Annotated in this window: 20 protein-coding genes; 4 read left to right on the forward strand and 16 right to left on the reverse strand. The window is 67.3% G+C overall.

From position 1 onward, the window contains the following. Positions 1 to 8: 8 nt before the first annotated feature. Together ACP15H_RS25410 and ACP15H_RS25415 are read right to left on the reverse strand one after the other, a co-directional pair. Positions 9 to 338, reverse strand: a complete 330-nt coding sequence (locus ACP15H_RS25410) for a DUF1330 domain-containing protein (protein ID WP_425069963.1) — start codon at positions 336 to 338, stop codon at positions 9 to 11. A 56-nt stretch (positions 339 to 394) separates the two neighbouring features. After that, positions 395 to 985 carry a TetR/AcrR family transcriptional regulator gene (locus ACP15H_RS25415; RefSeq protein ID WP_425068917.1) on the reverse strand — a complete coding sequence of 197 codons (591 nt, stop codon included), beginning with the start codon at positions 983 to 985 and terminating at the stop codon, positions 395 to 397. 78 nt (positions 986 to 1,063) lie between these two features. Between ACP15H_RS25415 and ACP15H_RS25420 the strand changes: the two genes are divergently transcribed. Further along, on the forward strand, positions 1,064 to 1,984 hold the full coding sequence (locus ACP15H_RS25420; protein ID WP_425068918.1) for a DMT family transporter: 921 nt from the start codon (positions 1,064 to 1,066) through the stop codon (positions 1,982 to 1,984). Positions 1,985 to 2,008: 24 nt separating this feature from the next. On the opposite strand, the gene ACP15H_RS25425 is transcribed toward ACP15H_RS25420, so the two are convergent. The 9 genes from ACP15H_RS25425 to mutM form a co-directional block, all read right to left on the reverse strand. Further along, the gene (locus ACP15H_RS25425; RefSeq protein ID WP_425068919.1) at positions 2,009 to 2,605 is read right to left on the reverse strand and encodes a hypothetical protein; all 597 of its coding nucleotides are present in this window, start codon (positions 2,603 to 2,605) and stop codon (positions 2,009 to 2,011) included. Next, a complete protein-coding gene (gene gyrB, locus ACP15H_RS25430) occupies positions 2,598 to 5,039 on the reverse strand; it encodes a DNA topoisomerase (ATP-hydrolyzing) subunit B (RefSeq protein WP_425068920.1) in 2,442 nt (813 codons plus the stop codon). The genes ACP15H_RS25425 and gyrB overlap by 8 nt, the downstream gene beginning before the upstream one ends. 23 nt (positions 5,040 to 5,062) lie before the next feature. After that, positions 5,063 to 6,268, reverse strand: coding sequence for a DNA replication/repair protein RecF (gene recF / locus ACP15H_RS25435; protein WP_425068921.1), 1,206 nt, complete (start codon positions 6,266 to 6,268; stop codon positions 5,063 to 5,065). Next, positions 6,265 to 7,383, reverse strand: a complete 1,119-nt coding sequence (gene dnaN, locus ACP15H_RS25440; protein ID WP_425068922.1) for a DNA polymerase III subunit beta — start codon at positions 7,381 to 7,383, stop codon at positions 6,265 to 6,267. Before dnaN ends, recF begins: the two co-directional genes overlap by 4 nt. A 206-nt stretch (positions 7,384 to 7,589) precedes the next feature. After that, entirely contained in the window at positions 7,590 to 9,077 is a 1,488-nt protein-coding gene (gene dnaA, locus ACP15H_RS25445; protein ID WP_425068923.1) for a chromosomal replication initiator protein DnaA, read from the reverse strand. Further along, the gene (locus tag ACP15H_RS25450) at positions 9,074 to 9,538 is read right to left on the reverse strand and encodes a rhodanese-like domain-containing protein (protein WP_425068924.1); all 465 of its coding nucleotides are present in this window, start codon (positions 9,536 to 9,538) and stop codon (positions 9,074 to 9,076) included. The genes dnaA and ACP15H_RS25450 overlap by 4 nt, the downstream gene beginning before the upstream one ends. 591 nt (positions 9,539 to 10,129) lie before the next feature. Continuing rightward, entirely contained in the window at positions 10,130 to 10,393 is a 264-nt protein-coding gene (gene rpsT / locus ACP15H_RS25455) for a 30S ribosomal protein S20 (RefSeq protein WP_425068925.1), read from the reverse strand. A 75-nt stretch (positions 10,394 to 10,468) separates the two neighbouring features. Beyond that, a complete protein-coding gene (locus ACP15H_RS25460; protein WP_425068926.1) occupies positions 10,469 to 11,251 on the reverse strand; it encodes an enoyl-CoA hydratase in 783 nt (260 codons plus the stop codon). 23 nt (positions 11,252 to 11,274) lie between these two features. Then, positions 11,275 to 12,114, reverse strand: a complete 840-nt coding sequence (gene mutM, locus ACP15H_RS25465) for a bifunctional DNA-formamidopyrimidine glycosylase/DNA-(apurinic or apyrimidinic site) lyase (protein WP_425068927.1) — start codon at positions 12,112 to 12,114, stop codon at positions 11,275 to 11,277. A gap of 27 nt (positions 12,115 to 12,141) precedes the next feature. Between mutM and ACP15H_RS25470 the strand changes: the two genes are divergently transcribed. Then, a complete protein-coding gene (locus ACP15H_RS25470) occupies positions 12,142 to 13,131 on the forward strand; it encodes an endonuclease/exonuclease/phosphatase family protein (protein WP_425068928.1) in 990 nt (329 codons plus the stop codon). Between the two features lie 19 nt (positions 13,132 to 13,150). On the opposite strand, the gene ACP15H_RS25475 is transcribed toward ACP15H_RS25470, so the two are convergent. Then, positions 13,151 to 13,834: a YggS family pyridoxal phosphate-dependent enzyme gene (locus tag ACP15H_RS25475; RefSeq protein WP_425068929.1), complete on the reverse strand. Its 684-nt coding sequence runs from the start codon at positions 13,832 to 13,834 to the stop codon at positions 13,151 to 13,153. Continuing rightward, positions 13,831 to 15,186: a tetratricopeptide repeat protein gene (locus ACP15H_RS25480; protein WP_425068930.1), complete on the reverse strand. Its 1,356-nt coding sequence runs from the start codon at positions 15,184 to 15,186 to the stop codon at positions 13,831 to 13,833. The genes ACP15H_RS25475 and ACP15H_RS25480 overlap by 4 nt, the downstream gene beginning before the upstream one ends. A gap of 47 nt (positions 15,187 to 15,233) precedes the next feature. On the opposite strand from ACP15H_RS25480, the gene ACP15H_RS25485 reads away from it, so the two are divergent. After that, the gene (locus ACP15H_RS25485; RefSeq protein WP_425068931.1) at positions 15,234 to 15,839 is read left to right on the forward strand and encodes a Smr/MutS family protein; all 606 of its coding nucleotides are present in this window, start codon (positions 15,234 to 15,236) and stop codon (positions 15,837 to 15,839) included. On the opposite strand, the gene ada is transcribed toward ACP15H_RS25485, so the two are convergent. Further along, positions 15,773 to 16,906 (reverse strand): bifunctional DNA-binding transcriptional regulator/O6-methylguanine-DNA methyltransferase Ada, encoded by a 1,134-nt coding sequence (ada, locus tag ACP15H_RS25490; protein ID WP_425068932.1) that lies wholly within the window; start codon positions 16,904 to 16,906, stop codon positions 15,773 to 15,775. The genes ACP15H_RS25485 and ada overlap by 67 nt on opposite strands. Positions 16,907 to 16,967: 61 nt before the next feature. Then, entirely contained in the window at positions 16,968 to 17,204 is a 237-nt protein-coding gene (locus ACP15H_RS25495) for a DUF1127 domain-containing protein (RefSeq protein WP_425068933.1), read from the reverse strand. 141 nt (positions 17,205 to 17,345) lie between these two features. Here ACP15H_RS25495 and gcvA point away from each other — a divergent pair, with 141 nt between their 5' ends. Continuing rightward, positions 17,346 to 18,269 (forward strand): transcriptional regulator GcvA, encoded by a 924-nt coding sequence (gcvA, locus tag ACP15H_RS25500; protein WP_422009546.1) that lies wholly within the window; start codon positions 17,346 to 17,348, stop codon positions 18,267 to 18,269. A 32-nt stretch (positions 18,270 to 18,301) separates the two neighbouring features. Here the strand turns inward: gcvA and ACP15H_RS25505 are convergent, their stop codons facing one another. Beyond that, positions 18,302 to 19,333 (reverse strand): lysine-2,3-aminomutase-like protein, encoded by a 1,032-nt coding sequence (locus ACP15H_RS25505; RefSeq protein WP_425068934.1) that lies wholly within the window; start codon positions 19,331 to 19,333, stop codon positions 18,302 to 18,304. Positions 19,334 to 19,353 lie beyond the last annotated feature (20 nt).

Below are 19,353 nucleotides of genomic sequence, written 5' to 3' on the forward strand. Positions count from 1 at the left end.
CGTGCTCCTCATGTGAACTTCCGATAGGTCTCGCGCGTGGCGACGATCGCGTGGTCCGCGCAGCCGTTCTCGCGCTCGACATTGGCCGCCGCGTATTCCGGCGAGTTCATCATGGCGAGGAACGCGGCACGCGAGGGATAGCGGACCAGTGCCACGTAGTCCCAGCGATGCCGGTCCGGCTCGCCCAGCGCCACCGCCTCGGCTTCGCCGGTCCAGATGATGGTGCCGCCCTGGGCCTTGATCAGTTTTATGGTCAGTGCGCTGTAGCGCAGATAGGCGTCCCAGCCACTGCCCTTGCCGTCGAGGGAGCGCTCGCGGAAGCGCATCAGGTTCAGCATGACGACCGGGACGTCGTCCGGCAGCGCGCTCAGCGCGGCATCGTTCAGATGGTCGATCAATGCGGTCTCCCCAGAAGATCGAGCGCGGGCTGGACCACGGCTTCCAAGGTGCGCCGCCGCGCGCCGGTGCGGGCCAGTACGCGCATGCCCATCAAGACGCCCAGCAGGTGGATCGACAGGCTCTCGGCGTCGGTGCCCCGTGGCGTCTCGCCCAGCTTGTTCGCGGCCTCGACACTGCGCCGGAAGAACGCGCGGATTTCCTCGAGATAGGCCGTGACCGCGCGGCCGAGTTCGGCATCGTGCGGCGCCACGTCGAGCGCGGAGTTCACCAGCAGGCAGCCCTTGCAGTCAGGGTCCTTGATGGAACGGTCGATCACCTCCGCCAGGAAGGCCCGGATCGCCTCGCGCGGCCGATGGGTCGCCTCGAGGCGGGCGATGCGCTCGCGCGTCGAGCGGTTGGCGTAGCGTTCGAGGACGCGCACGAACAGAGTGCGCTTGTCGCCGAAGGCATTGTAGAGGCTGGCGCCGCCGATCCCCATCTCGCGCGCAAGGTCGCGCACCGACGTGGCCTCGTAGCCGCGACTCCAGAAACAGTCGACGGCGGCATCGAGCGCGCGGTCCTCGTCGAATTCCCTGAGGCGAGCCATCGAGGGATAAGAGCGTTATTCTGGAGCGATTGCACTAAAATTCGTGCGCGGCTGGCCCGCTGCGTGCTAGCGAGATGCATGGGCGATTCGACACCGGCACGGATCACACGCGACCAGTGGGGCTTCCTGTGCGGCTCCATCATGGCGCTCGGGGCGTCGCTGTCCTTCGCCTCGGCGCGTGCGGGCATTCTGAGCGGACTGGGCGCCGTCGACATGATCTTCGCCCGCTACGTCGTGGCCGGCGCGATCATGCTGCCGCTGCTCCTGCGCTATGGCGTGAGGGACTTCGCCGGGATCGGCCTCCGTCGCTCGCTGATCCTCGCACTTCTGGGCGGTGCGCCGTTTGCGTTGCTGCAGACCGCCGGGTATGGCTTCGCGCCGCTCGCCCATGGGGCGGTAATCGCGCCCTCGACCGTCACCATCGTCAGCACCATCGGCGCCGCGCTGTTCCTGCGCGAGCGCTTGAGCCGCAACCATCTGATCGGCGCCGCCGTCGTGCTCGCGGGCATCTTTCTAATCGGCTGGGATGGGCTCACGCAGCCGGCGGGTGAACGTGCCTGGCTGGGCGATCTCCTGTTCTTCGCCTCGAGCGTGCTGTGGGCGGGATTCACCCTGCTTCTGCGGCACTGGCGCCTGCCCGCCCTGCAGGCGACGGCGGTGGTCGCGGTGCTGTCCTTCATGATGACCACGCCGATCTACCTGGCAATCATGGGCATCGCCCACCTGCAGGCGCTGCCGCTCGGCATGCTCGTGTTCCAGGGGCTTGTGCAGGGCGGTCTGCAGGGAGCGATCACCATGGTGGCCTACAGCCAGGCGGTGATCTTCCTCGGCGTGAGCCGTGCCGTCCTATTTCCGGCCATCGTGCCGGCTCTGTCGGTACTGGTCGGGATTCCGATTGTCGGTGAAATCCCTGGCGCGCTTCAGATCGGCGGCCTTTGCCTCGTCACGCTGGGTCTGCTGACGACTGTCGGAACGTTCCGGCGGCTCGGCCTGCGCTGACGCAAGGCCCGCGCATGGCGGGGCTCAGCGCATCAGGGCCGGCACGAAGGCCTGCAACGCGGCATCGGCATCGCCGGCGGTCTGCTGGTGCGACTGCGCCCAGTCGATCCGGATCTTGATGAAGTGATCGCGAAAGCCGGTCAGCAGCAGCTTGCTGTAGACCCGTGAATTGGCCTGGGTGAGGCCGCTGTAGGTGAGGCAGCGGAAGGTCACCGCGCCGTAGGTACAGCTCGAGGGCACCGACGGCTTCTGAAAGCTGGTGTACCCGGCGTGCTTGAACTGCTGCTCGGCCGAGCTGACCTCCGCGTTGAACTGGCCGGTCACGACCGGATTGTCGCTGCCAGCCGGCACCCGGCGGCCCAAGTCGAAGACTTGTACGCTGATCGTCAGCCGCTTCGGCGTCGAATAGTAGTAGGCCGTGCCTAGGCCCGGATTGTTGGCCGGGGGCGCGGCATAGCTGACCGAGCGTTCGAAGGTGGCGCCGCCCAGGCTCGACGGAAAGTTGAGCTTGGTTCCGGCATTGGCCGTCGGTGCCGTCGACTGGGTCTGCGCTGCCGCGGGGACGATAGCGGCGGCGGCGAGCACGGCGGCCGTCAGCAGGGCGGATACGGTCCTAAACATCGAGGTTCGCGACCTTCAGCGCATTTTCCTGAATGAAGTCTCGGCGCGGCTCGACCACGTCGCCCATCAGGGTCGAGAAGATCTCGTCGGCCTCGTCGGCGTGGTTGATGCGGACCTGCAGGAGCGTGCGCGCCTCGGGGTCGAGGGTGGTTTCCCAGAGCTGGTCGGGATTCATTTCGCCCAGCCCCTTGTAGCGCTGGATCGTCACGCCCTTGCGGCCGGCCTCGAGGATGGCGGCGAACAGCTCCGTGGGCGAAGAGATCCTCGTCTCCTTGTCCTTTACCGCGAACAGGCCGGGCTTCTCGTAGACGGCCTGCAGTTCATCGGCCAACGCGTCGAGCTTGCGCGCCTCGGCGCTGCGGGTGAGCGGCCCATCGATCACGTGCCGCTCGCTGACGCCGCGCAGGCGGCGCGTGAAGGCGAGACCGCCGTCCGCGATCGGATCGCCGGTCCAGCCCCTCTCGAGCGGCGGACTGACGACATCGAGGCGCCTGGCAATGTAGTCGGCCGTCTCCTTGGCGAGGACGGGATCGGCCAGTACGTCGGGCTTGAGGGCGCCCGCGATCGCCGCCTGCTCGATCACGGCCTGGCTGGTGACGCGGCGCGACAGGGCGAGCGGCTTCACGAGATTGGTCACCGAGCGGGCGATGTCGGCCGTGTGACGCAGATCGTCCTTGGCGAGCACACTGCCATCGCCGAGTTGCAGCGTGGCGCCCTCCAGTCCGGTCTGGATCAGATGGTCGTCGAGCGCGCGTTCATCCTTGAGATAGATGGCCGACTTGCCCTTGGCCGCTTTGAACAGAGGCGGCTGGGCGATGTAGAGGTGGCCGCGCTCGATCAGGTCGCGCATCTGGCGATAGAAGAACGTCATCAGGAGCGTGCGGATATGGGAGCCGTCGACATCGGCGTCCGTCATGATGATAATCTTGTGGTAGCGCAGCTTGTCGAGGTTGAAGTCGTCATGGCCGATGCCGGTGCCGAGCGCCGTGATCAGCGTGCCGATTTCCGCCGAGCCCAGCATCTTGTCGAAGCGCGCCCGCTCGACGTTCAGGATCTTGCCGCGCAACGGCAGGATCGCCTGGTTGGCGCGGTTGCGGCCCTGCTTGGCCGAGCCGCCGGCCGAATCGCCCTCGACGATGAAGAGTTCGGACAGCGCCGGGTCGCGCTCCTGACAGTCCGCGAGCTTGCCGGGCAGCGAGGAGACGTCGAGCGCGCCCTTGCGTCGGGTCAGTTCGCGGGCCTTTTTTGCGGCCTCTCGGGCGGCGGCGGCCTCGACGACCTTGGTCAGGATCTTGCGCGTCTCGGAGGGATGCTCCTCCAGCCACTGGCCGAACTTGTCGCCAACGACGGATTCGACGACCGGACGCACTTCCGAGGAGACCAGCTTGTCCTTGGTCTGCGAGGAGAATTTCGGGTCCGGCACCTTGACCGAGAGCACGCAGGTCAGGCCCTCGCGCATGTCGTCGCCGGTGAGGCCGACCTTCTCCTTCTTCGAGATGCCGCTCTCGTCGGCGTACTTGTTCAGCGTGCGCGTGAGCGCGCCGCGGAAGCCGGCCAGGTGGGTGCCGCCGTCGCGCTGCGGGATGTTGTTGGTGAAGCACAGCATCGTCTCGTGATAGCTGTCGTTCCACTGCATCGCGACTTCGACGGTGATGCCGTCCTTCTCGCCTCGGATCGACACCGGCGGGTCGTGCAGCACCGACTTGTTGCGGTCGAGATACTTGGCGAAGGCCTCGACGCCGCCTTCGTAGAACAATTCGGAGACCTTCTGCTCGGCGCCGCGCTCGTCGGTCAGCACGATGCGGACACCGGAGTTCAGGAACGCGAGTTCGCGCAGCCGGTGCTCAAGCGTGGCGAAGTCGAATTCGGTCTTGGTGAAGGTGCCGGTGGAGGGCAGGAACGTCACTTCCGTCCCATGCTGCCCCTGGTCGGCCTCGCCCACGATCTTCAGGTCGCCTTCCGGCTCGCCGTGCCGGAAGATCATGTGGTGTTCCTTGCCGTTGCGCCAGATACGCAGGTCGAGGCGCTGGGACAGCGCGTTCACAACGGCCGCGCCGACGCCATGCAGGCCGCCCGACACCTTGTAGGAATTCTGGTCGAACTTTCCGCCGGCATGAAGCTGCGTGAAGATCACGTTGGCGGCCGAAATCCCCTCTTCCTTGTGGATGTCGGTCGGCACGCCGCGGCCGTTGTCGCGCACCGTGACCGAGCCGTCGCCGTGCAGCATCACGTCGACCTTGTCGCAGTAGCCGGCCAGCGCCTCGTCGATCGCATTGTCCACGATTTCGTAGACCATGTGATGCAGGCCGGTCCCGTCGTCGGTGTCGCCGATATACATGCCCGGGCGCTTGCGCACGGCTTCGAGCCCGCGCAGCACCTTGATGGAGTCCGCGCCGTAATCCTCGGCGCCCGGCGTGATGTCGTTGTCGCTCATGGTCCTGGCTTTCGGAAAGGTGTTCAGACCGCCGCGATCGAGCCGTCGACGACGCGCAGGATCTGCGCGCGACCGGCAAGCGGCGCAAAGAGTTCGGCATCGGTGCCGGTCATCCAGCTCTGGACGCCGAGCGCCACCACCTCGTCGAACAGCGCCAGACGGCGCTCCGCATCGAGATGGGCCGCGATTTCATCGAGCAGGAGCAGCGGCGGCCGGCTGCGCGCCAGGGCCACCAGCCTTGCATGCGCCAGTGCGATCGAGACGAGGACAGCCTTCTGCTGGCCGGTCGACCCTTCGGCCGCCGGCAGGTCGAGATCGAGATGGCGCACCGCGAGGTCGCTGCGATGGGGGCCGTACGAGGTGGTGCCGGCGTCGGCATCGCGCGACCGGCTCGCGGCCAGTTCGCGGCGCAGCCGGTCTTCGACATCGATCGCCGCCATCGTCGCCACCCAGCCGTCGACCTCGCCGGCCATGGCGAGCGACGCTCTCGGGAAAGGGCCGACGCCCAGCCGCGCGGCGGCGTCGAGACGCTGCACCGTGTCGGCGCGCGCCGCGGCCAGGGCCACACCGTGGCGGGCCATCGTGTCTTCCAGCGCCGTGAACCAGTGCGGATCGCGGTTGCCTTCGCCGAGCAGCCGTGACCGCTGGCGCATCGCATTCTCGTAAGCCGCGACGTCGCCGGCATGTTCGGGATGCAGCGCCGTCACCAGCCGGTCGAGGAAGCGCCGGCGCTCCGACGTGCCGTCGAGGAACAGGCGGTCGAGCTGCGGCGTCAGCCATACCGCTGCGACGTGCTGGCCGAGCGCGGTCTGGCTCTGCATCGGCCGGCCGTCGATCCGCACGACACGGCGGGGCAGGCCGCCGTCGCTGCGGCCGGCTTCGAGACCGGTGCCGATGGCGACCCGACCGTCGGGCGTATCCAGGGTCGCAGCGACCGCCCAGCCGGCAGCCGGAGGGTCCCCGGCGCGGGATCGGCAACACACATCCTCGAGCCGCGCGCGCCGCAGGCCGCGGCCGGGCGCCAGATAGGACAGCGCCTCGAGCAGGTTTGTCTTGCCCGCCCCGTTGGCGCCGACCAGGACGACAGGCTCGAAGCCGCAGTCGAGGCGGAGCTGCCGATAGTTGCGGAAATGGGTAAGGCGAAGCTGGCGCACGGCAAGGAGTGCCGGCGCAGCGCCCGATACGGCGTCGGAAGAATAGGCGAGGGCGCTGATGGCCTGTGCCGTCATACCCGCATCGGCATGAGCACGTAGAGCGCGCTCTCGTCGGCACCGTCGCGCACCAGGGTGGGCGAGCCGGCATCGGCCATCAGGAAGCGCGCTTCGGCGCCCGCGATCTGCTCGGTGATGTCCAGCAGGTAACGCGAATTGAAGCCGATCTCGAGGGCGGTATCCTTGTACTCGACCTCGATCTCCTCGGTGGCGCTGCCGGCATCCGGGCTGGTGGCCGAGAGCGTCACGACGCCCTTGGCGACCGCCAGCTTGATGGCGCGCGACTTTTCCGTGGAGATGGTCGAGACGCGGTCGACGGCATGCGCGAATTCCTTGCACGGCACGTTCAGGATCTTGTCGTTGCCGGTCGGGATGACGCGCTCGTAATCGGGGAAGGTGCCGTCGATCAGCTTGCTGACCAGGGTGACGTTGCCGGTGGAGAAGCGGATGCGGGTGTCGCTGAGCTCGACATCGACCGTACCATCGCTCTCGTCGAGCAGCTTGCGGACCTCGCCCACGGTCTTGCGCGGCACGATCACGCCCGGGATCTCGCCGGCGCCCTTGGGCAGCGGCACCTCGACCCGGGCGAGGCGATGGCCGTCGGTCGCCACGCCGCGCAGGACCTGGGTCCCGCCCGCGGTCGCGGCGTGGAAGTAGATTCCGTTCAGGTAATAGCGGGTTTCCTCGTTGGAGATCGCGAACCGGGTGCGGTCGATGATGCCCTTGAGGTCAGTCGCCGGAAGCTGGAACCGGTGCGGCAGGTCGCCCTCGCTCATCGCCGGGAAGTCGGCTGCCGGCAGGCACTGGAGCGTGAAGCGCGAGCGTCCGGCCCGGATGACCAGGCTGCTGTCGTCGGAGGCCGATTCGAGTTCGACCTGGGAGCCATCGGGCAGCTTGCGGACGATCTCGTAGAGCGTGTGGGCCGGGGCCGTGGTGGATCCGGTCTTGGACGCGTTCGCTTCCACCGACTCGGTGATTGCCAGGTCCATGTCGGTCGCAGCCAGGCTCAGCCGGCCCTTGTGGGCGGTGACCAGCACGTTGGACAGGATGGGAATCGTGTTCCGCCGTTCGACCACACTCTGCACATGGGCGAGCGCCTTCAGAAGGGCTGCCCGTTCGATCGTCAGTTTCATGGGTTGGTCGCTATAACGAGGGCCAAAATACGCGGTTCAGACACCCCGCTTCACCGGTTGCGGAAGTCCCGGCGGAACGGTCGGAGACTATACCACGCGATGTCGCATCGGGAAGCGAATTCGCCCGTATTTTGAGGCCCTTAGGCCTGCCTCCCGACGCAGAACGGGCCCCTTCCGGGGCCCGCCTTCAATTGCGTCCGAAGGGCTCAGCCCTGCAGCTGGCGTTTCAGCAGTTCGACGTCCTCGGCGATCGACAGGTCGGAGACCTTGAGTTCCTCGATCTTGCGCACGGCGTGCATCACCGTGGTGTGGTCGCGGTTGCCGAAGCGCTTGCCGATCTGCGGCAGGCTCAGCGTGGTGAGCTGCTTGGCCAGATACATCGCCACCTGGCGCGGCCGGGCCACGGAGCGGGCTCGCCGGGGCGAGCTCATCTCCGCGAGCTTGATGTTGTAGTGCGAGGCGACCCGCTGCTGGATCTCATCGACCGTGACCTTGCGGTCGGCCTGGCGCAGCAGGTCGTGCAGCACGTCCTGCGCCATCTCGACGGTGATCTCGCGACCGATCAGCTGGCCGTGCGCGACGACGCGGTTGAGTGCGCCCTCGAGCTCGCGGATGTTGGTGCTGATCTTGTGCGCGAGGAACTCGAGCACGTTCGCCGGCACCGGTACGCGGGCATTCTCGGCCTTGGTCTGGAGGATCGAGAGGCGCAGCTCGTAGGTCGAGGAATGGATGTCGGCCACGAGGCCGCTGCCCAGCCGCGAGCGCATACGCTCCTCGATGTCCTGCAGCTCGCTCGGCGGCTTCTCCGAGGACAGGATGATCTGCTTGTTCTGCTCCACCAGCGAATTGAACGTGAAGAAGAATTCGTCCTGGCTCGCTTCCTTGCCGCAGATGAACTGCACATCGTCGACCATCAGCACGTCGACGTTGCGGAACAGCTCCTTGAACTGGCCGGTGTTCTTGGTGCGCAGCGCCTGGATGAAGCGGTTCACGAAGCTCTCGGCCGTCAGATAGAGAACGCGGGTCTTGGGATCGCGCTCGCGGATGACATGCCAGATCGCATGCATCAGGTGGGTCTTGCCGAGACCGACGCCGCCGAAGATGTAGAGCGGGTTGCGCTCGGGCAGCGGCATGTCCTGTTCGGAAATGTTGCGCGCCGCCGCATAGGCGAACTCGTTGGGCTTGCCGACCACGAAGTTGGCGAAGGTGTAGCGACCTTCGGGGGCCTGCGAGAGTTCGTCGGCGCCGCGGCCGATCGACGGGCCCATGCGGGGCATCGGCGGCTGATGGCTGTGCGACGACGGCACCGGCGGCATCGCGATGATCTCGTTCGGACGGCGCGGGGCCGGCGGCGGCACGAGGTTCACCTCGACGTTCTTCACGTCGGGCATTACCGACTGCCAGTAGGCGAGCACGCGGTCGCCATAGTGACGGCCGACCCAGTCGCGCACGAAGCGGGTCGGGGCGTAGAGGCGCAGCTTGCCGTCCTTCAGTTCACCCAGTTCGACTTCCCCGAACCACGTCTTGAAGGCCTTGTCCCCGATTTCCTTGCGAAGCCGATCACAGACGCGCGCCCAGTGCGCTTCGAGCTCCTTTCGGCCCGCCCCATCTTCCATACCTGCCCCCGCCACGATGTTGGTCTCGAATACTGCGTTGTTATTGTTGCCTTGGATCGGCGATTGAATTCGGTTCACGTCTGTCTCCACGGAAGCCCCGCTGCCTTCCATCCCCTCGTTGCGCCGCGCTTGCCGTGCGCATCGAGAGGCCCCTCAAAGCCGTCTGCCACATTGAGACACGTACTGTATCCGGCCGCGGAGATGGCTTTCGCCGCCGCGACCGATCTCACCCCGCTTCGACACAGAAAGAGCAGCGGAACCGTCTTGTCCGCCAGCGCTCCCGAAAGGGCGTCGACGAATTCCGGATTGACCTGCATGCTCGGGAAGATCTGCCATTCGACCAGGGCCGGCTTTTTCTCCAGGCTGGCCAGGTCGGGCACACCCACATAGTTCCACTCGGCGCGGGTGCGTACGTCGATCAGGATCGCGTCCTTGTGTTCGCCGAGGATCTTCCAGGCTACCGCAGGACTCACGTCACCGGCGTAGCCGGCAGCGGGGGACACTTCGAACGTGTCTGCGATCTTGTTGTCTTTCGACATGGCCCCCGCTTTCATTCGTCGAAGCGAGGCGTTGTCTGGCGAGCCACCAAACGAAGGCGACACACAACACAGCAAGAGGGAACGAGGGATTTTCAGCGAGCGTCGCTTATAGGACGCTTCATCTTCTTATCGATCGTCGAACTTGCGAAGCGTTGTGCACCTGTCTCCCACGTTCGTCGTTTCGATGGAGAGGAATCCCCTCTTCTCCATCTGGCTCGCGATCCAAGCGCCCCACGCCCCGTCGCGATGGCCGAGTCTTATCCAGACTCTCCGAAGCGCGCAAACGATTCACTCGCCCAACACCACACGCTATTCAGCCACTTCGCAGGGTGACTCGATTGACAAGTTGTTCGAGTCGATTTTGCGAACCACACGTCGCGTTGCGTCGCTCAACATCTAGCGCTCGTCGTCGCTCATCGTTCGATAAATTCGAATCGTATGTCGGTCGGCCAATCGACCACCAAACGATCATTGGAGAAAAGCGCCGAGAATTTTTTTCGCGAAGGAGTCTTGGCTTCGTCATCGCCCCAAAAGAAAACGCCGCTCGAAGGAGCGGCGTTCACAATCTCTGAAGCGAAGAAGCAGAAAGCGTCAGGCCATCGCCTTGATGCGCGCCGACAGTCGCGACACGCGGCGCGAGGCGGCGTTCTTGGTCACGATGCGCTTGGTGGCGCCACGCTGGATTTCCGGCTGGGCCAGACGGAGAGCCTCCTGGGCAGCCTTCTGGTCACCGGATGCAATCGCCTCCTCGACCTTCTTCACCGATCCGCGGACGCGGCTGCGGCGGGCCGTATTCACGGCGGTGCGGCGCTCGGTCTGGCGGGCGCGCTTCTCGGCCGACTTGTGATTAGCCATAATAGTCCTCGTTGCTCGAAGGGCGCGCTTATACGGGCCGCATGGGGGCCGGTCAAGCGCGCCAAACCCGCCAAATCAGCGGTTTTTCCAGCCCGGCTTGCGCTTCTCGGCGAAGGCCGCCATGCCTTCGGACCGGTCGTCGAAGGCAAAAGTTGCGTGAAAAGTCCGTCGCTCGAAGCGAATGCCTTCCGAAAGGGTCGTTTCGAAGGCGCGATTGACGGCTTCCTTGGCGACCATGGTGGCGGGCAGGGACATGCCCGCGATCTTCTCGGCGGTGGCGATGGCATCGTCCATCAGCTGGGCCAGGGGCACGACCCGGCTGACCAGGCCGCAGCGCTCGGCCTCGGCCGCGTCCATCATGCGGCCGGTCAGGACCATGTCCATCGCCTTCGACTTGCCGACGAAGCGCGGCAGGCGCTGGGTGCCGCCCGCGCCGGGGATGGTGCCGAGCGTGATCTCGGGCTGGCCGAACTTGGCGTTGTCCGCAGCAATGATGAAGTCGCACATCATGGCCATCTCGCAGCCGCCGCCCAGGGCGTAGCCGGCAACGGCGGCGACGATCGGCTTGCGGACCTGGCTCACCCGCTCCCAGCCGACGGTGATGAAGTCCTGCAGGAAGACGTCCTGATAGGTCTTCTCCTTCATCTCCTTGATGTCGGCGCCGGCCGCGAAGGCCTTGTCGCTTCCGGTGAGGACCATGCACCCGATGCCGGGATCGGCTTCGAATCCATCGAGCGCCTGACCGAGCTCGCGCACCAGATCGGCGCAAAGCGCATTCAGCGCCTTAGGGCGGTTCAGCCGGATGATCCCGACGCGGCCCTTGGTTTCGGTCTGGATGTTCTCGTATGCCGTGGTCATTTCGTCATCTCCTCGAGCGTGTCTTAGCGCTGGCAGCGGGCGCAATAGAAGGTGGATCTGCCGGCCTGCACGAGACGGCGAACCGTATGGCCGCAGTCGCGGGTCGGGCAGGCGATGCCGGCCCGGTCGTAGACGTTGAAGCGCGTCTGGAAATAGCCGAGTTCGCCGCCGGGCTGAACATGGTCGCGCAGGGTCGACCCTCCGTCCGCGATCGAACGGTTCAGCACGAGCTTGATCGCCTCGACCAGGCGACCCGCACGCTCCCCCTTGACCGTGTGGGCGGACCGGCGCGGCGAGATGCCGGCCAGGAACAGCGCCTCGCACGCATAGATGTTGCCGACGCCCACCAGAGTCTTCTGGTCGAGCAGTGCCGCCTTGATCGGCGTCCTGCGGCCCGCGAGGCGGGCGGCCAGGACATCGCCGGTGAAGGCGTCGTCGAGCGGCTCGGGGCCGAGGCTCTTGAAATACTTGTGGCCGGCCACCGCCTCGTTCGCCTCGAGAACCATCAGTCCGAAACGACGGGCGTCGTTGAAGCGAACCTGCCAGCCATCGTCCATGTCGAACACGATATGGTCATGCCGGTCGAGCGGATGGCTGGCGGCGCTTTCGGCATCGTGCAGGGTCATGCGGCCCGACATGCCGAGATGGACGATCAGCGTCTGGCCGTCGTCGAGCCGGATCAGCAGGTACTTCGCCCGCCGGTCGATGGCCGTGACCGTGCGGCCCTCGACCCGGGCGGCGAATTTCGCCGGCAGGGGCACCCGCAGGTCTGCCCGACGCTGCTGAAGCCGCACGATCCGCCGGCCGACCAGGCGCGGCATCAACCCGCGCCGGACGGTCTCTACTTCAGGAAGTTCAGGCATGCGCGGCGGCCATGTACAGTGCAGTCAATGAGGGAGCAACAGCGCGCATTAAACGTCCTGCGACCGGCCCTGACCATGCTCGTCGTGGCTCTTTCGCTGGTGGCGGCTCTGTCGTGGCTGGCGCCTTGGCACTGGGCCTTCGAGCTGCTGAGCCATTTCCATGTTTATCTCCTGTTGGGCGGTGCGGCGCTGGCCCTGCTGGCGCTCGGTCTCCGCCAGTGGCCCACCGCCGGGCTGGCGTCTCTGGTCGCCGCGGCGAGCCTTTCGGTCGTGTGGCCGCACATCCACCTGCCGCCGACCGATCTTCAGCCGCAGAGCGGCCCCATGGTGCGCCTCATCTGGGCAAACCTGCATCATCGGAACACCGATCTGGAGGCCCTGCGGCGTCTGATCGAGACGGAAAAGCCCGATATCGTGGTGCTGACGGAGCTCGACCCGGTTCACGATGCCGTCCTGCGTGACATGGCGCCCTTGCTGCCCTTCCAGTCGGCACCGCCCCGCGCCAACGCGTACGGAATCATGCTGCTCGCCAAGAAGCCACCCGAGTCGCTGAAATTCGATCTGGCGATGGGCGACTACGCACCGTTGATGGTGGCGCGGCTGTGCCCGGTGGAATCGGGTTGTCTCACTCTGCTCGGCCTGCATGCCTGGCGGCCGGGGCCGTCCTGGACCGAGGCCCGCGACCGCCAACTCGCCCATGCCGCGGCCGTGGCGCGCCGGCATCTCGAAGAGGGCGAGCGGGTCGCCCTGGTCGGCGACCTCAACCTCACGCCTTTTTCGCCGGCCTTCGACCGGCTGACGACGCAAAGCGGACTGTGGGACACGGCCATCCTGCCGGCCGAGCGTCCACGCACTTCGCCGTCGATCGCGACCTGGTGGCTGGCGAATACCGGGATCGGTTTGCCGATCGACCACGCCCTCGTGAGTTCCGGAATCGGTATCGTCAGTCGTCGTGTGGGACCGGACATCGGCAGCGACCATCTTCCGCTGATCCTGGACCTCAAGATCGCGCTCTGATCGCGGGCTCGATCCGGTCCTACGGCGCGGGTTGCAGCGGCGGGCGTGAGCCGAACAGGGCGCTGCCGACGCGGACATGGGTGGCGCCCATGCGGACCGCGGTCTCGTAATCGGCGCTCATGCCCATGCTGAGCTTAGCCAGGCCGTTGCGGGCCGCCATCTTGGCGAGCAGTGCGAAGTGCAGGGCCGGCTCCTCGTCGACCGGCGGGATGCACATCAGGCCGACGATCGGCAGTCTGTACTGGTCGCGACACTGGGCGACGAAGGCGTCGACATCCTTCGGGAGGATGCCCGCCTTCTGCGGCTCCTCGCCGGTGTTGACCTGGATATAGCAGGCCGGGCGACGGCCGAGCTTGTCCATCTCCTTGACGAGCGCAGCGGCCAGCCGATCGCGGTCCACCGACTGGATGACGTCGAACAGCGCGACGGCGTCGCGCGCCTTGTTGGTCTGCAATGGGCCGATCAGGTGCAATTCGAGGTCGGGCCAGGCCGCCTTGAGCTCCGGGAACTTGCCTTCGGCTTCCTGAACGCGGTTCTCGCCGAACACGCGATGGCCGACGTCCAGAAGTTCGCGAACGCGGTCCGCGCCATGCGTCTTCGAGACCGCGACCAGGGTGACGTCGGAGGGGGAACGACCCGAAGCGAGCGCGGCCTCGGCGATGTGGCCCTTGACCTCGGCCAGACGATCGGCGCCGCTGCTCATGCGTCGAGGCCTGCGCGCGCGAGCAGGGCTTCCTCGTTGTTCGGGTCGGCCGCCAGGGCGGCGTCGAGGGTTTCGCGGGCCCTGTCGAGCTCGCCCAGCGCCGCGAGGCAGATGCCATAGTGCGCCAGCAACCGTGTATCGTCGGGCAGGGCGCGCAACGCCTGCTCATGGTGCGGCCGCGCTTCGGCGGCCCGGCCCAGGCCCATCAAGGCGCGGCCGTAGTTCGTCTGCACGAAGGGCTCGTCGGGTGAAATCTTCGCCGCCTTCTTCAGGATGCGCCGCGCATCGTCGAAGCGCTTGAGCCCGAGCAGCGCCAGGCCCTGATTGTTCATCGCCCGGGCGTCCCCCGACACGGCCCCCAGGTAGGGCCCCAGAATCCGGGTGGCCTCGTCGAAGCGTCCGGCCTGCAGATGCAGGTTGGAGAGCTGGAGGATCGTCTCCTGATCGAGAGGGTTGCGTTCGAGGACCTTCGCGAGAATCTCGGCGGCCTGCTCGGTCTGGCCGGCGGCCGCACGGGCCAGCGCCAGGGTGTTGTAGGCGGCGGCGAACGCCGGATCGAGTTCGAGCGCCTTCTCGATCATCGCAATGGCGTCGCTCGGGCGGCCGCTGAAGTAGAGGACGTAGCCCAGCGTATGATTGAGCGTGGCGCTGGTCGGCGCCAGCTCGAGCGCCCGGCCGGCCTCGGCAATGGCTTCGTCGTAGTGGCCGAGGGCCGCGAGGGAGAGCGAGCGGTCGCCGAGGATCTGGCCACGGCGCTCGGCATTGTCGCCGGCATCCTGCAGGGCCATGTCGAACACCTCGATCGCCGCCGAATGCCGGCCCAGGCGATAGAGGGCATAGCCCAGCATGTTTCGGGCGCGCGCCTGAAGCGGCTTCAGCTCGTCGGTCTGATGTTCATGGATGGCGCGGTCGACATTGGCCACGAACTCCGACAGTTCGCGCTCGGCGGCGGCGAAGCGGCCGGTATCCATATGGACCGAGGCCAGCGCCAGGCGGGCCTCGACATGAGTGGGGGCCTGGCGGATCGTGTCCCGAAACCGGCGCGCTGCCTCGTCGAGATTGCCGAGGCGCCGGGCGGCCAGACCGAGATTGTAGAGCAGCATCGGCTCGTTCGGATCCTTAGCCACGGCCTTGCGCCACAGCGTCTCGGCTTCCTTCACCGCCCCGCGCTGCGACAGGCAGACGGCGAGATAGTGCAGGATGTCGGGCCGGTCGCCGTGCCGGACGCGCGCGCTCTTGAACAGCAGCTCGGCGCGGTCGTACCAGCCGGCGCGCAGATACTGGAGGCCGGTCTGGAGGTCGGGATCGGGTTGGGGCGGGCCGTTGGGCCGAAGGGGGGGCGCGATGGCCATGGCGGGCTGTGTAGACCCGCCTCACGGCCAAGGCTAGACGAAATGGCATGGTGAAGGACGTCGAATTGTTCGCAGCGGCGATGGCCGACGTGAAGCCGCTCAAGCGAAAGCGGGCTGCCGCCGCACGCGTTCCGGCGGTTGAAGCCCGGGCGGGGTCCAGGGCCGCCGGCAAGCCGGTCGCGGGCACGGCTGCGGCGGCTCCCCCCGCGATTCCTGCCCCCAGGCCTCGGCCACGGCCCGCCAGGCCCAGCGTTCCCGACCTGTCGGCCGACGACCGCCAGTTCGACCGCGACGTCTCGCGCGCCCTGTCGCGGCGCAAGCTGGTGCCGGAGGCCACGATCGACCTGCACGGCATGACGCTCGCGGCGGCGGAGCGGGCGGTGACGGCCTTCCTGGCCAGGGTATCGGCGCAGGACATGCGGGTCGTGCTGGTGGTGACTGGCAAGGGCCTGCGCGAAGAGAGCGGGCGCACGATCGACGGCCGCATCCGCGGCGAGTTCGTGGGCTGGCTCAATCGCGGCGACAATCGCGAGCGGGTGAGGGCGGTCCGCGCCGCCCACGCCCATCATGGCGGCACCGGCGCCTTCTACCTGCTGCTGCGCCGGCGCTCCTCGGCCAGCAGCCGTTCCTTGCGCGCGACGCCCCAGCGATAGCCGGTCAGCGCGCCGCTCGATCCCACGGCGCGATGGCAGGGGATGACCAGGGCGGCCTGGTTGGTCGCACAGGCGCGTCCCACCGCGCGCGCCGCCTTGGGCTCGCCGATGCTGCGGGCGATCTCTCCATAGGTGCGGGTCTCGCCGGCCGGGATCTCGGTCAGCGCCTTCCAGACCTTCCACTGGAAGGCTGTGCCCACGATATCGAGCGGCACGTCGGGTGCATCCAGCGCCGTCGGCTTGCGGCCGTAGAGCCGCGACAGCACGGCTTTCACGCGCGGGCCCAGGCCGGCGTCGTTGCGCTGCAGCTCGGCGGCGGGAAAGTCCTGCTTCAGGCTCTTCTCGAGCGATCGGTCGTCGTCGCCCAGGAACACGGCGGCGATTCCCTTCCGGGTCGCGGCCACCAGGACGCGGCCATACTCAGAGTCGGCCATGGTGTAGTCGATCTGGGCGCCGGCGCCGCCCCGCGCATAGGTCGCGGGCGTCATGCCCAGCGCCTTGTCGCTGTTTTCGTAGACGCGACTGGGCGAGCCGTAGCCCGCGCCATAGAGCGCGTCGGCCACGCTGGCGCCCCCCCGCAGGGCGCTGCGGAAGCGCTCGCGCTTGCGCGCTACCAGCCAGTCGCGCGGATTGACGCCCAGTTCGGCCAGGAAGCGTTTGCCCAGCGCGCCGCTCGACAGGCCGACCTTTCGCGCCACCTCGGCCAAAGAAGGCGGGGTGTCGGCATCGGCGGCGTCGAACAGCGCGCAGGCCTGGGCGACCGGCCGGCTGAGGCCGAGATCGGCCCCCTTCCCCAAGATCCAGTCGCGCGGCTTGCATCGCTTGCACGCACGGAAACCCGCCGCCTCCGCCGCCTCGGGCGAGGCGTGGAAGTCGACGTTGCGCCGCAGGGGCGGACGCGCCGCGCACGACGGCAGGCAATAGACCCCGGTCGTCTTGACCGAGAACCAGAACCTGCCGTTGTAGACGCGGTCACGCCGCTGGACGGCGGCCCAGCAGGTTTCCGGATCGGGAAGGAGAGAAGTGGCGAGGGCCACGGCGGGGAAGGCGAGAGGGTGTTGGGTCATGGCGCCATCAAAGCACCACGACCCGAACTTGCTCTATCCGGCGCCCGCCGGCAATTCCGGTCTAGGACCAGAAAGGCTTGGTGGCCTCGAACCGGGCGGTGGCCCGGTCGATGCCGATATCTCGCAGCAGTCGCTCGTCCAGCTGGGCCAGCTGATTTCGCGAGCGGGCGAGTTCGGCTCGGGTCATGATTTTCTCGATCCCGACCACGACCGTGCCCGCCAGCAGCGCGACGGCGCGGCCGAACGAGAAGGAAGGGGCATCCGCGCGGGAGACCCGCACGTTGGATACGATCGACATGACTTAGCTCCGCTTGAGGCGATGAGGCCGGGGATCGGCAGTTGCGCCTCGTTTCTGGGCTGTATTTGCTGTATCCTGTGGATACTTGCAAAGGATGAAAGCTGGGGGGAGGCATAGAATTTCTATGATCGAGTGTCCTAGATGAGCCGTTCGCAACTACCGCTCAATGCCTTGCGCGCCTTCGAGGCTGCCGCCCGTCACGCCAGTTTCACCCACGCCGCCGAGGAGCTTCACGTCACCCAGGCCGCCGTCAGCCACCAGGTGAAGGCGCTCGAGGAGAGGCTCGGCGTCGCGCTGTTCGTGCGCCGTCCGCGCGGCCTCGAGATCACCAGCGAGGGCGAGGCGCTGCTACCGGATCTGCGCGATGCCTTCGACCGCATGACCAATGCGCTGGAGCGGGTGGGTCGCAAGGCCAACTCCGGCACGCTGAACGTGAGCCTCGTCACGACCTTCGCGCTGGGTTGGCTGGTGCCGCGTCTGCATCGCTTCCAGGCCAAGCATCCCGAGATCGAGGTGCGCATGACGACGAGCCAGAAGCGCGTCGACTTCGCGCGCGAGGATGTCGACTGTGCGATCCGATTCACCGTGCAGCCGGAGCCCGAACTGCATGCAACGAGGCTGTTCAGCGACGTGCTGACGCCGCTCTGCGGCAAGCGCTACCATGACAAGCTGAAGACGCTCGACGATCTGAAGCGTGTGCCCTTCATCGACATGACGCACGATCCCGAATGGCCGATCTGGCTGCGCGCCGTGGGCCTCGGCGACTTCAAGCCCAAGCGCGTGCTCACCTTCGACTCGACGATGATCGCGGTGGAAGCCGCGATGGAAGGCGCGGGCGTGGCCGTGGGGCCGCCGCAGCTCTTTCGCGAGGAGTTGTCGGTGGGGCGGCTGTTCCAGCCGTTCGAGCAGATCGTCGACAGCGGCAAGGCGTGGTGGTTCGTCTGTCCGCCCGCGTCGGTCAGCCGTCCCAAGACCAAGGCCTTCGAGGAATGGCTGGTCGAGGAGCTGGCCGCGCCGCAGGCGCGAACGGTACGTCCGGCACTCACCGCGAGCGGCCGTCGCTGAGGCGCTCCCGAAAAATTCTAATGGCTAAGGGATCACCCTGACGGGTAGCGGTGCTGCCCGCCAAAGACGTCCTGGACGATCAGGGCGCCGGGATCCTCGGCGAGATAGGAGGGTCCGACGGGGACCTTTCCGTGACCGCCCGGCACGTCCAGCACGTAGGTCGGCTGGGCGAGCCCGGAGAGCCGGCCGCGCAGCGCCTTCATCAGCGCCTGCCCCTCCGCGATCGACACCCGGAAGTGCCCGGTGCCGCGCACCAGGTCCGGGTGATGCAGGTAGTAGGGCTTCACCCGGGCCGTCACGAGCGCGCGCATGAGCTGCTCCAGGGTCTCGACGGTGTCGTTCACCCCCTTCAGCAGGACGGTCTGGCCCATCAGCGGCAGGCCGGCATCCGCCAGGCGTGCGAGGGCCGCGCGGGTCGAGGGGGCGAGTTCCCGGGCGTGATTGCAGTGAACGGCCAGCCAGACGGCGACCCGGCCGGGCTTGAGAGCCCGCACCAGCTCGTCGGTAACCCGCTCGGGATCGACGATCGGCACGCGGCTGTGCAGGCGCACGATCGCCACGTGCGGGATCGCATCGAGCGCCGCCATCAGTTCGGCCAGACGGCGGGGCGCCAGCATCAGCGGATCGCCGCCGGTCAGGATCACTTCCCAGATTTCCGGCCGGCTGCGGATATAGGCCAGCGCCGCCGCCAGCTCGTCGGCCGACAGGGCCTCGCCGCCCGGGCCCACCTTCTCGCGGCGGAAGCAGAAGCGGCAATAGACCGGGCAGACATGGAGCGGCTTCAGCAGCACGCGGTCGGGATAGCGATGGACGATGCCCTTCACGGGCGAGCGCGCCTCGTCGCCGATCGGATCGGCCAACTCGTCCGGTGCGATCTCGGCCTCGGCGCCGCTCGGCACGAATTGCCGGGCGATCGGATCGTCGGCCAGGCGCGAGCGGTCGATCAGGGCGACCATCTCCGGCGTGACGGCGATCGCCATCGCCTCCGCGGCGTCCTGCAGCCGCGGATCGGGCGACAGGAGGCCCTCGCTCTCGAGAGCTTCCAGGGAACGCAGCGTCGGCATGGCGGCGTGGAGATAGGCGG

The organism is Reyranella sp., assembly GCF_965249915.1.
In the GTDB taxonomy this organism is placed as follows: domain Bacteria; phylum Pseudomonadota; class Alphaproteobacteria; order Reyranellales; family Reyranellaceae; genus Reyranella.

Bases quoted from the DNA above. Each gene is read 5' to 3' on its own strand.
- ACP15H_RS25425 (WP_425068919.1), bottom strand. From the start codon at position 2,605: ATGTTTAGGACCGTATCCGCCCTGCTGACGGCCGCCGTGCTCGCCGCC.
- ada (WP_425068932.1), bottom strand. From the start codon at position 16,906: ATGACCCAACACCCTCTCGCCTTCCCCGCCGTGGCCCTCGCCACTTCT.
- ACP15H_RS25480 (WP_425068930.1), bottom strand. From the start codon at position 15,186: ATGGCCATCGCGCCCCCCCTTCGGCCCAACGGCCCGCCCCAACCCGAT.
- ACP15H_RS25415 (WP_425068917.1), bottom strand. From the start codon at position 985: ATGGCTCGCCTCAGGGAATTCGACGAGGACCGCGCGCTCGATGCCGCC.
- ACP15H_RS25450 (WP_425068924.1), bottom strand. From the start codon at position 9,538: ATGTCGAAAGACAACAAGATCGCAGACACGTTCGAAGTGTCCCCCGCT.
- ACP15H_RS25420 (WP_425068918.1), top strand. From the start codon at position 1,064: ATGGGCGATTCGACACCGGCACGGATCACACGCGACCAGTGGGGCTTC.
- dnaN (WP_425068922.1), bottom strand. From the start codon at position 7,383: ATGAAACTGACGATCGAACGGGCAGCCCTTCTGAAGGCGCTCGCCCAT.
- ACP15H_RS25470 (WP_425068928.1), top strand. From the start codon at position 12,142: ATGAGGGAGCAACAGCGCGCATTAAACGTCCTGCGACCGGCCCTGACC.
- ACP15H_RS25460 (WP_425068926.1), bottom strand. From the start codon at position 11,251: ATGACCACGGCATACGAGAACATCCAGACCGAAACCAAGGGCCGCGTC.
- ACP15H_RS25475 (WP_425068929.1), bottom strand. From the start codon at position 13,834: ATGAGCAGCGGCGCCGATCGTCTGGCCGAGGTCAAGGGCCACATCGCC.
- mutM (WP_425068927.1), bottom strand. From the start codon at position 12,114: ATGCCTGAACTTCCTGAAGTAGAGACCGTCCGGCGCGGGTTGATGCCG.
- gcvA (WP_422009546.1), top strand. From the start codon at position 17,346: ATGAGCCGTTCGCAACTACCGCTCAATGCCTTGCGCGCCTTCGAGGCT.
- recF (WP_425068921.1), bottom strand. From the start codon at position 6,268: ATGACGGCACAGGCCATCAGCGCCCTCGCCTATTCTTCCGACGCCGTA.
- rpsT (WP_425068925.1), bottom strand. From the start codon at position 10,393: ATGGCTAATCACAAGTCGGCCGAGAAGCGCGCCCGCCAGACCGAGCGC.
- ACP15H_RS25495 (WP_425068933.1), bottom strand. From the start codon at position 17,204: ATGTCGATCGTATCCAACGTGCGGGTCTCCCGCGCGGATGCCCCTTCC.
- gyrB (WP_425068920.1), bottom strand. From the start codon at position 5,039: ATGAGCGACAACGACATCACGCCGGGCGCCGAGGATTACGGCGCGGAC.
- ACP15H_RS25505 (WP_425068934.1), bottom strand. From the start codon at position 19,333: ATGCCGACGCTGCGTTCCCTGGAAGCTCTCGAGAGCGAGGGCCTCCTG.
- ACP15H_RS25485 (WP_425068931.1), top strand. From the start codon at position 15,234: ATGGTGAAGGACGTCGAATTGTTCGCAGCGGCGATGGCCGACGTGAAG.
- ACP15H_RS25410 (WP_425069963.1), bottom strand. From the start codon at position 338: ATGCTGAACCTGATGCGCTTCCGCGAGCGCTCCCTCGACGGCAAGGGC.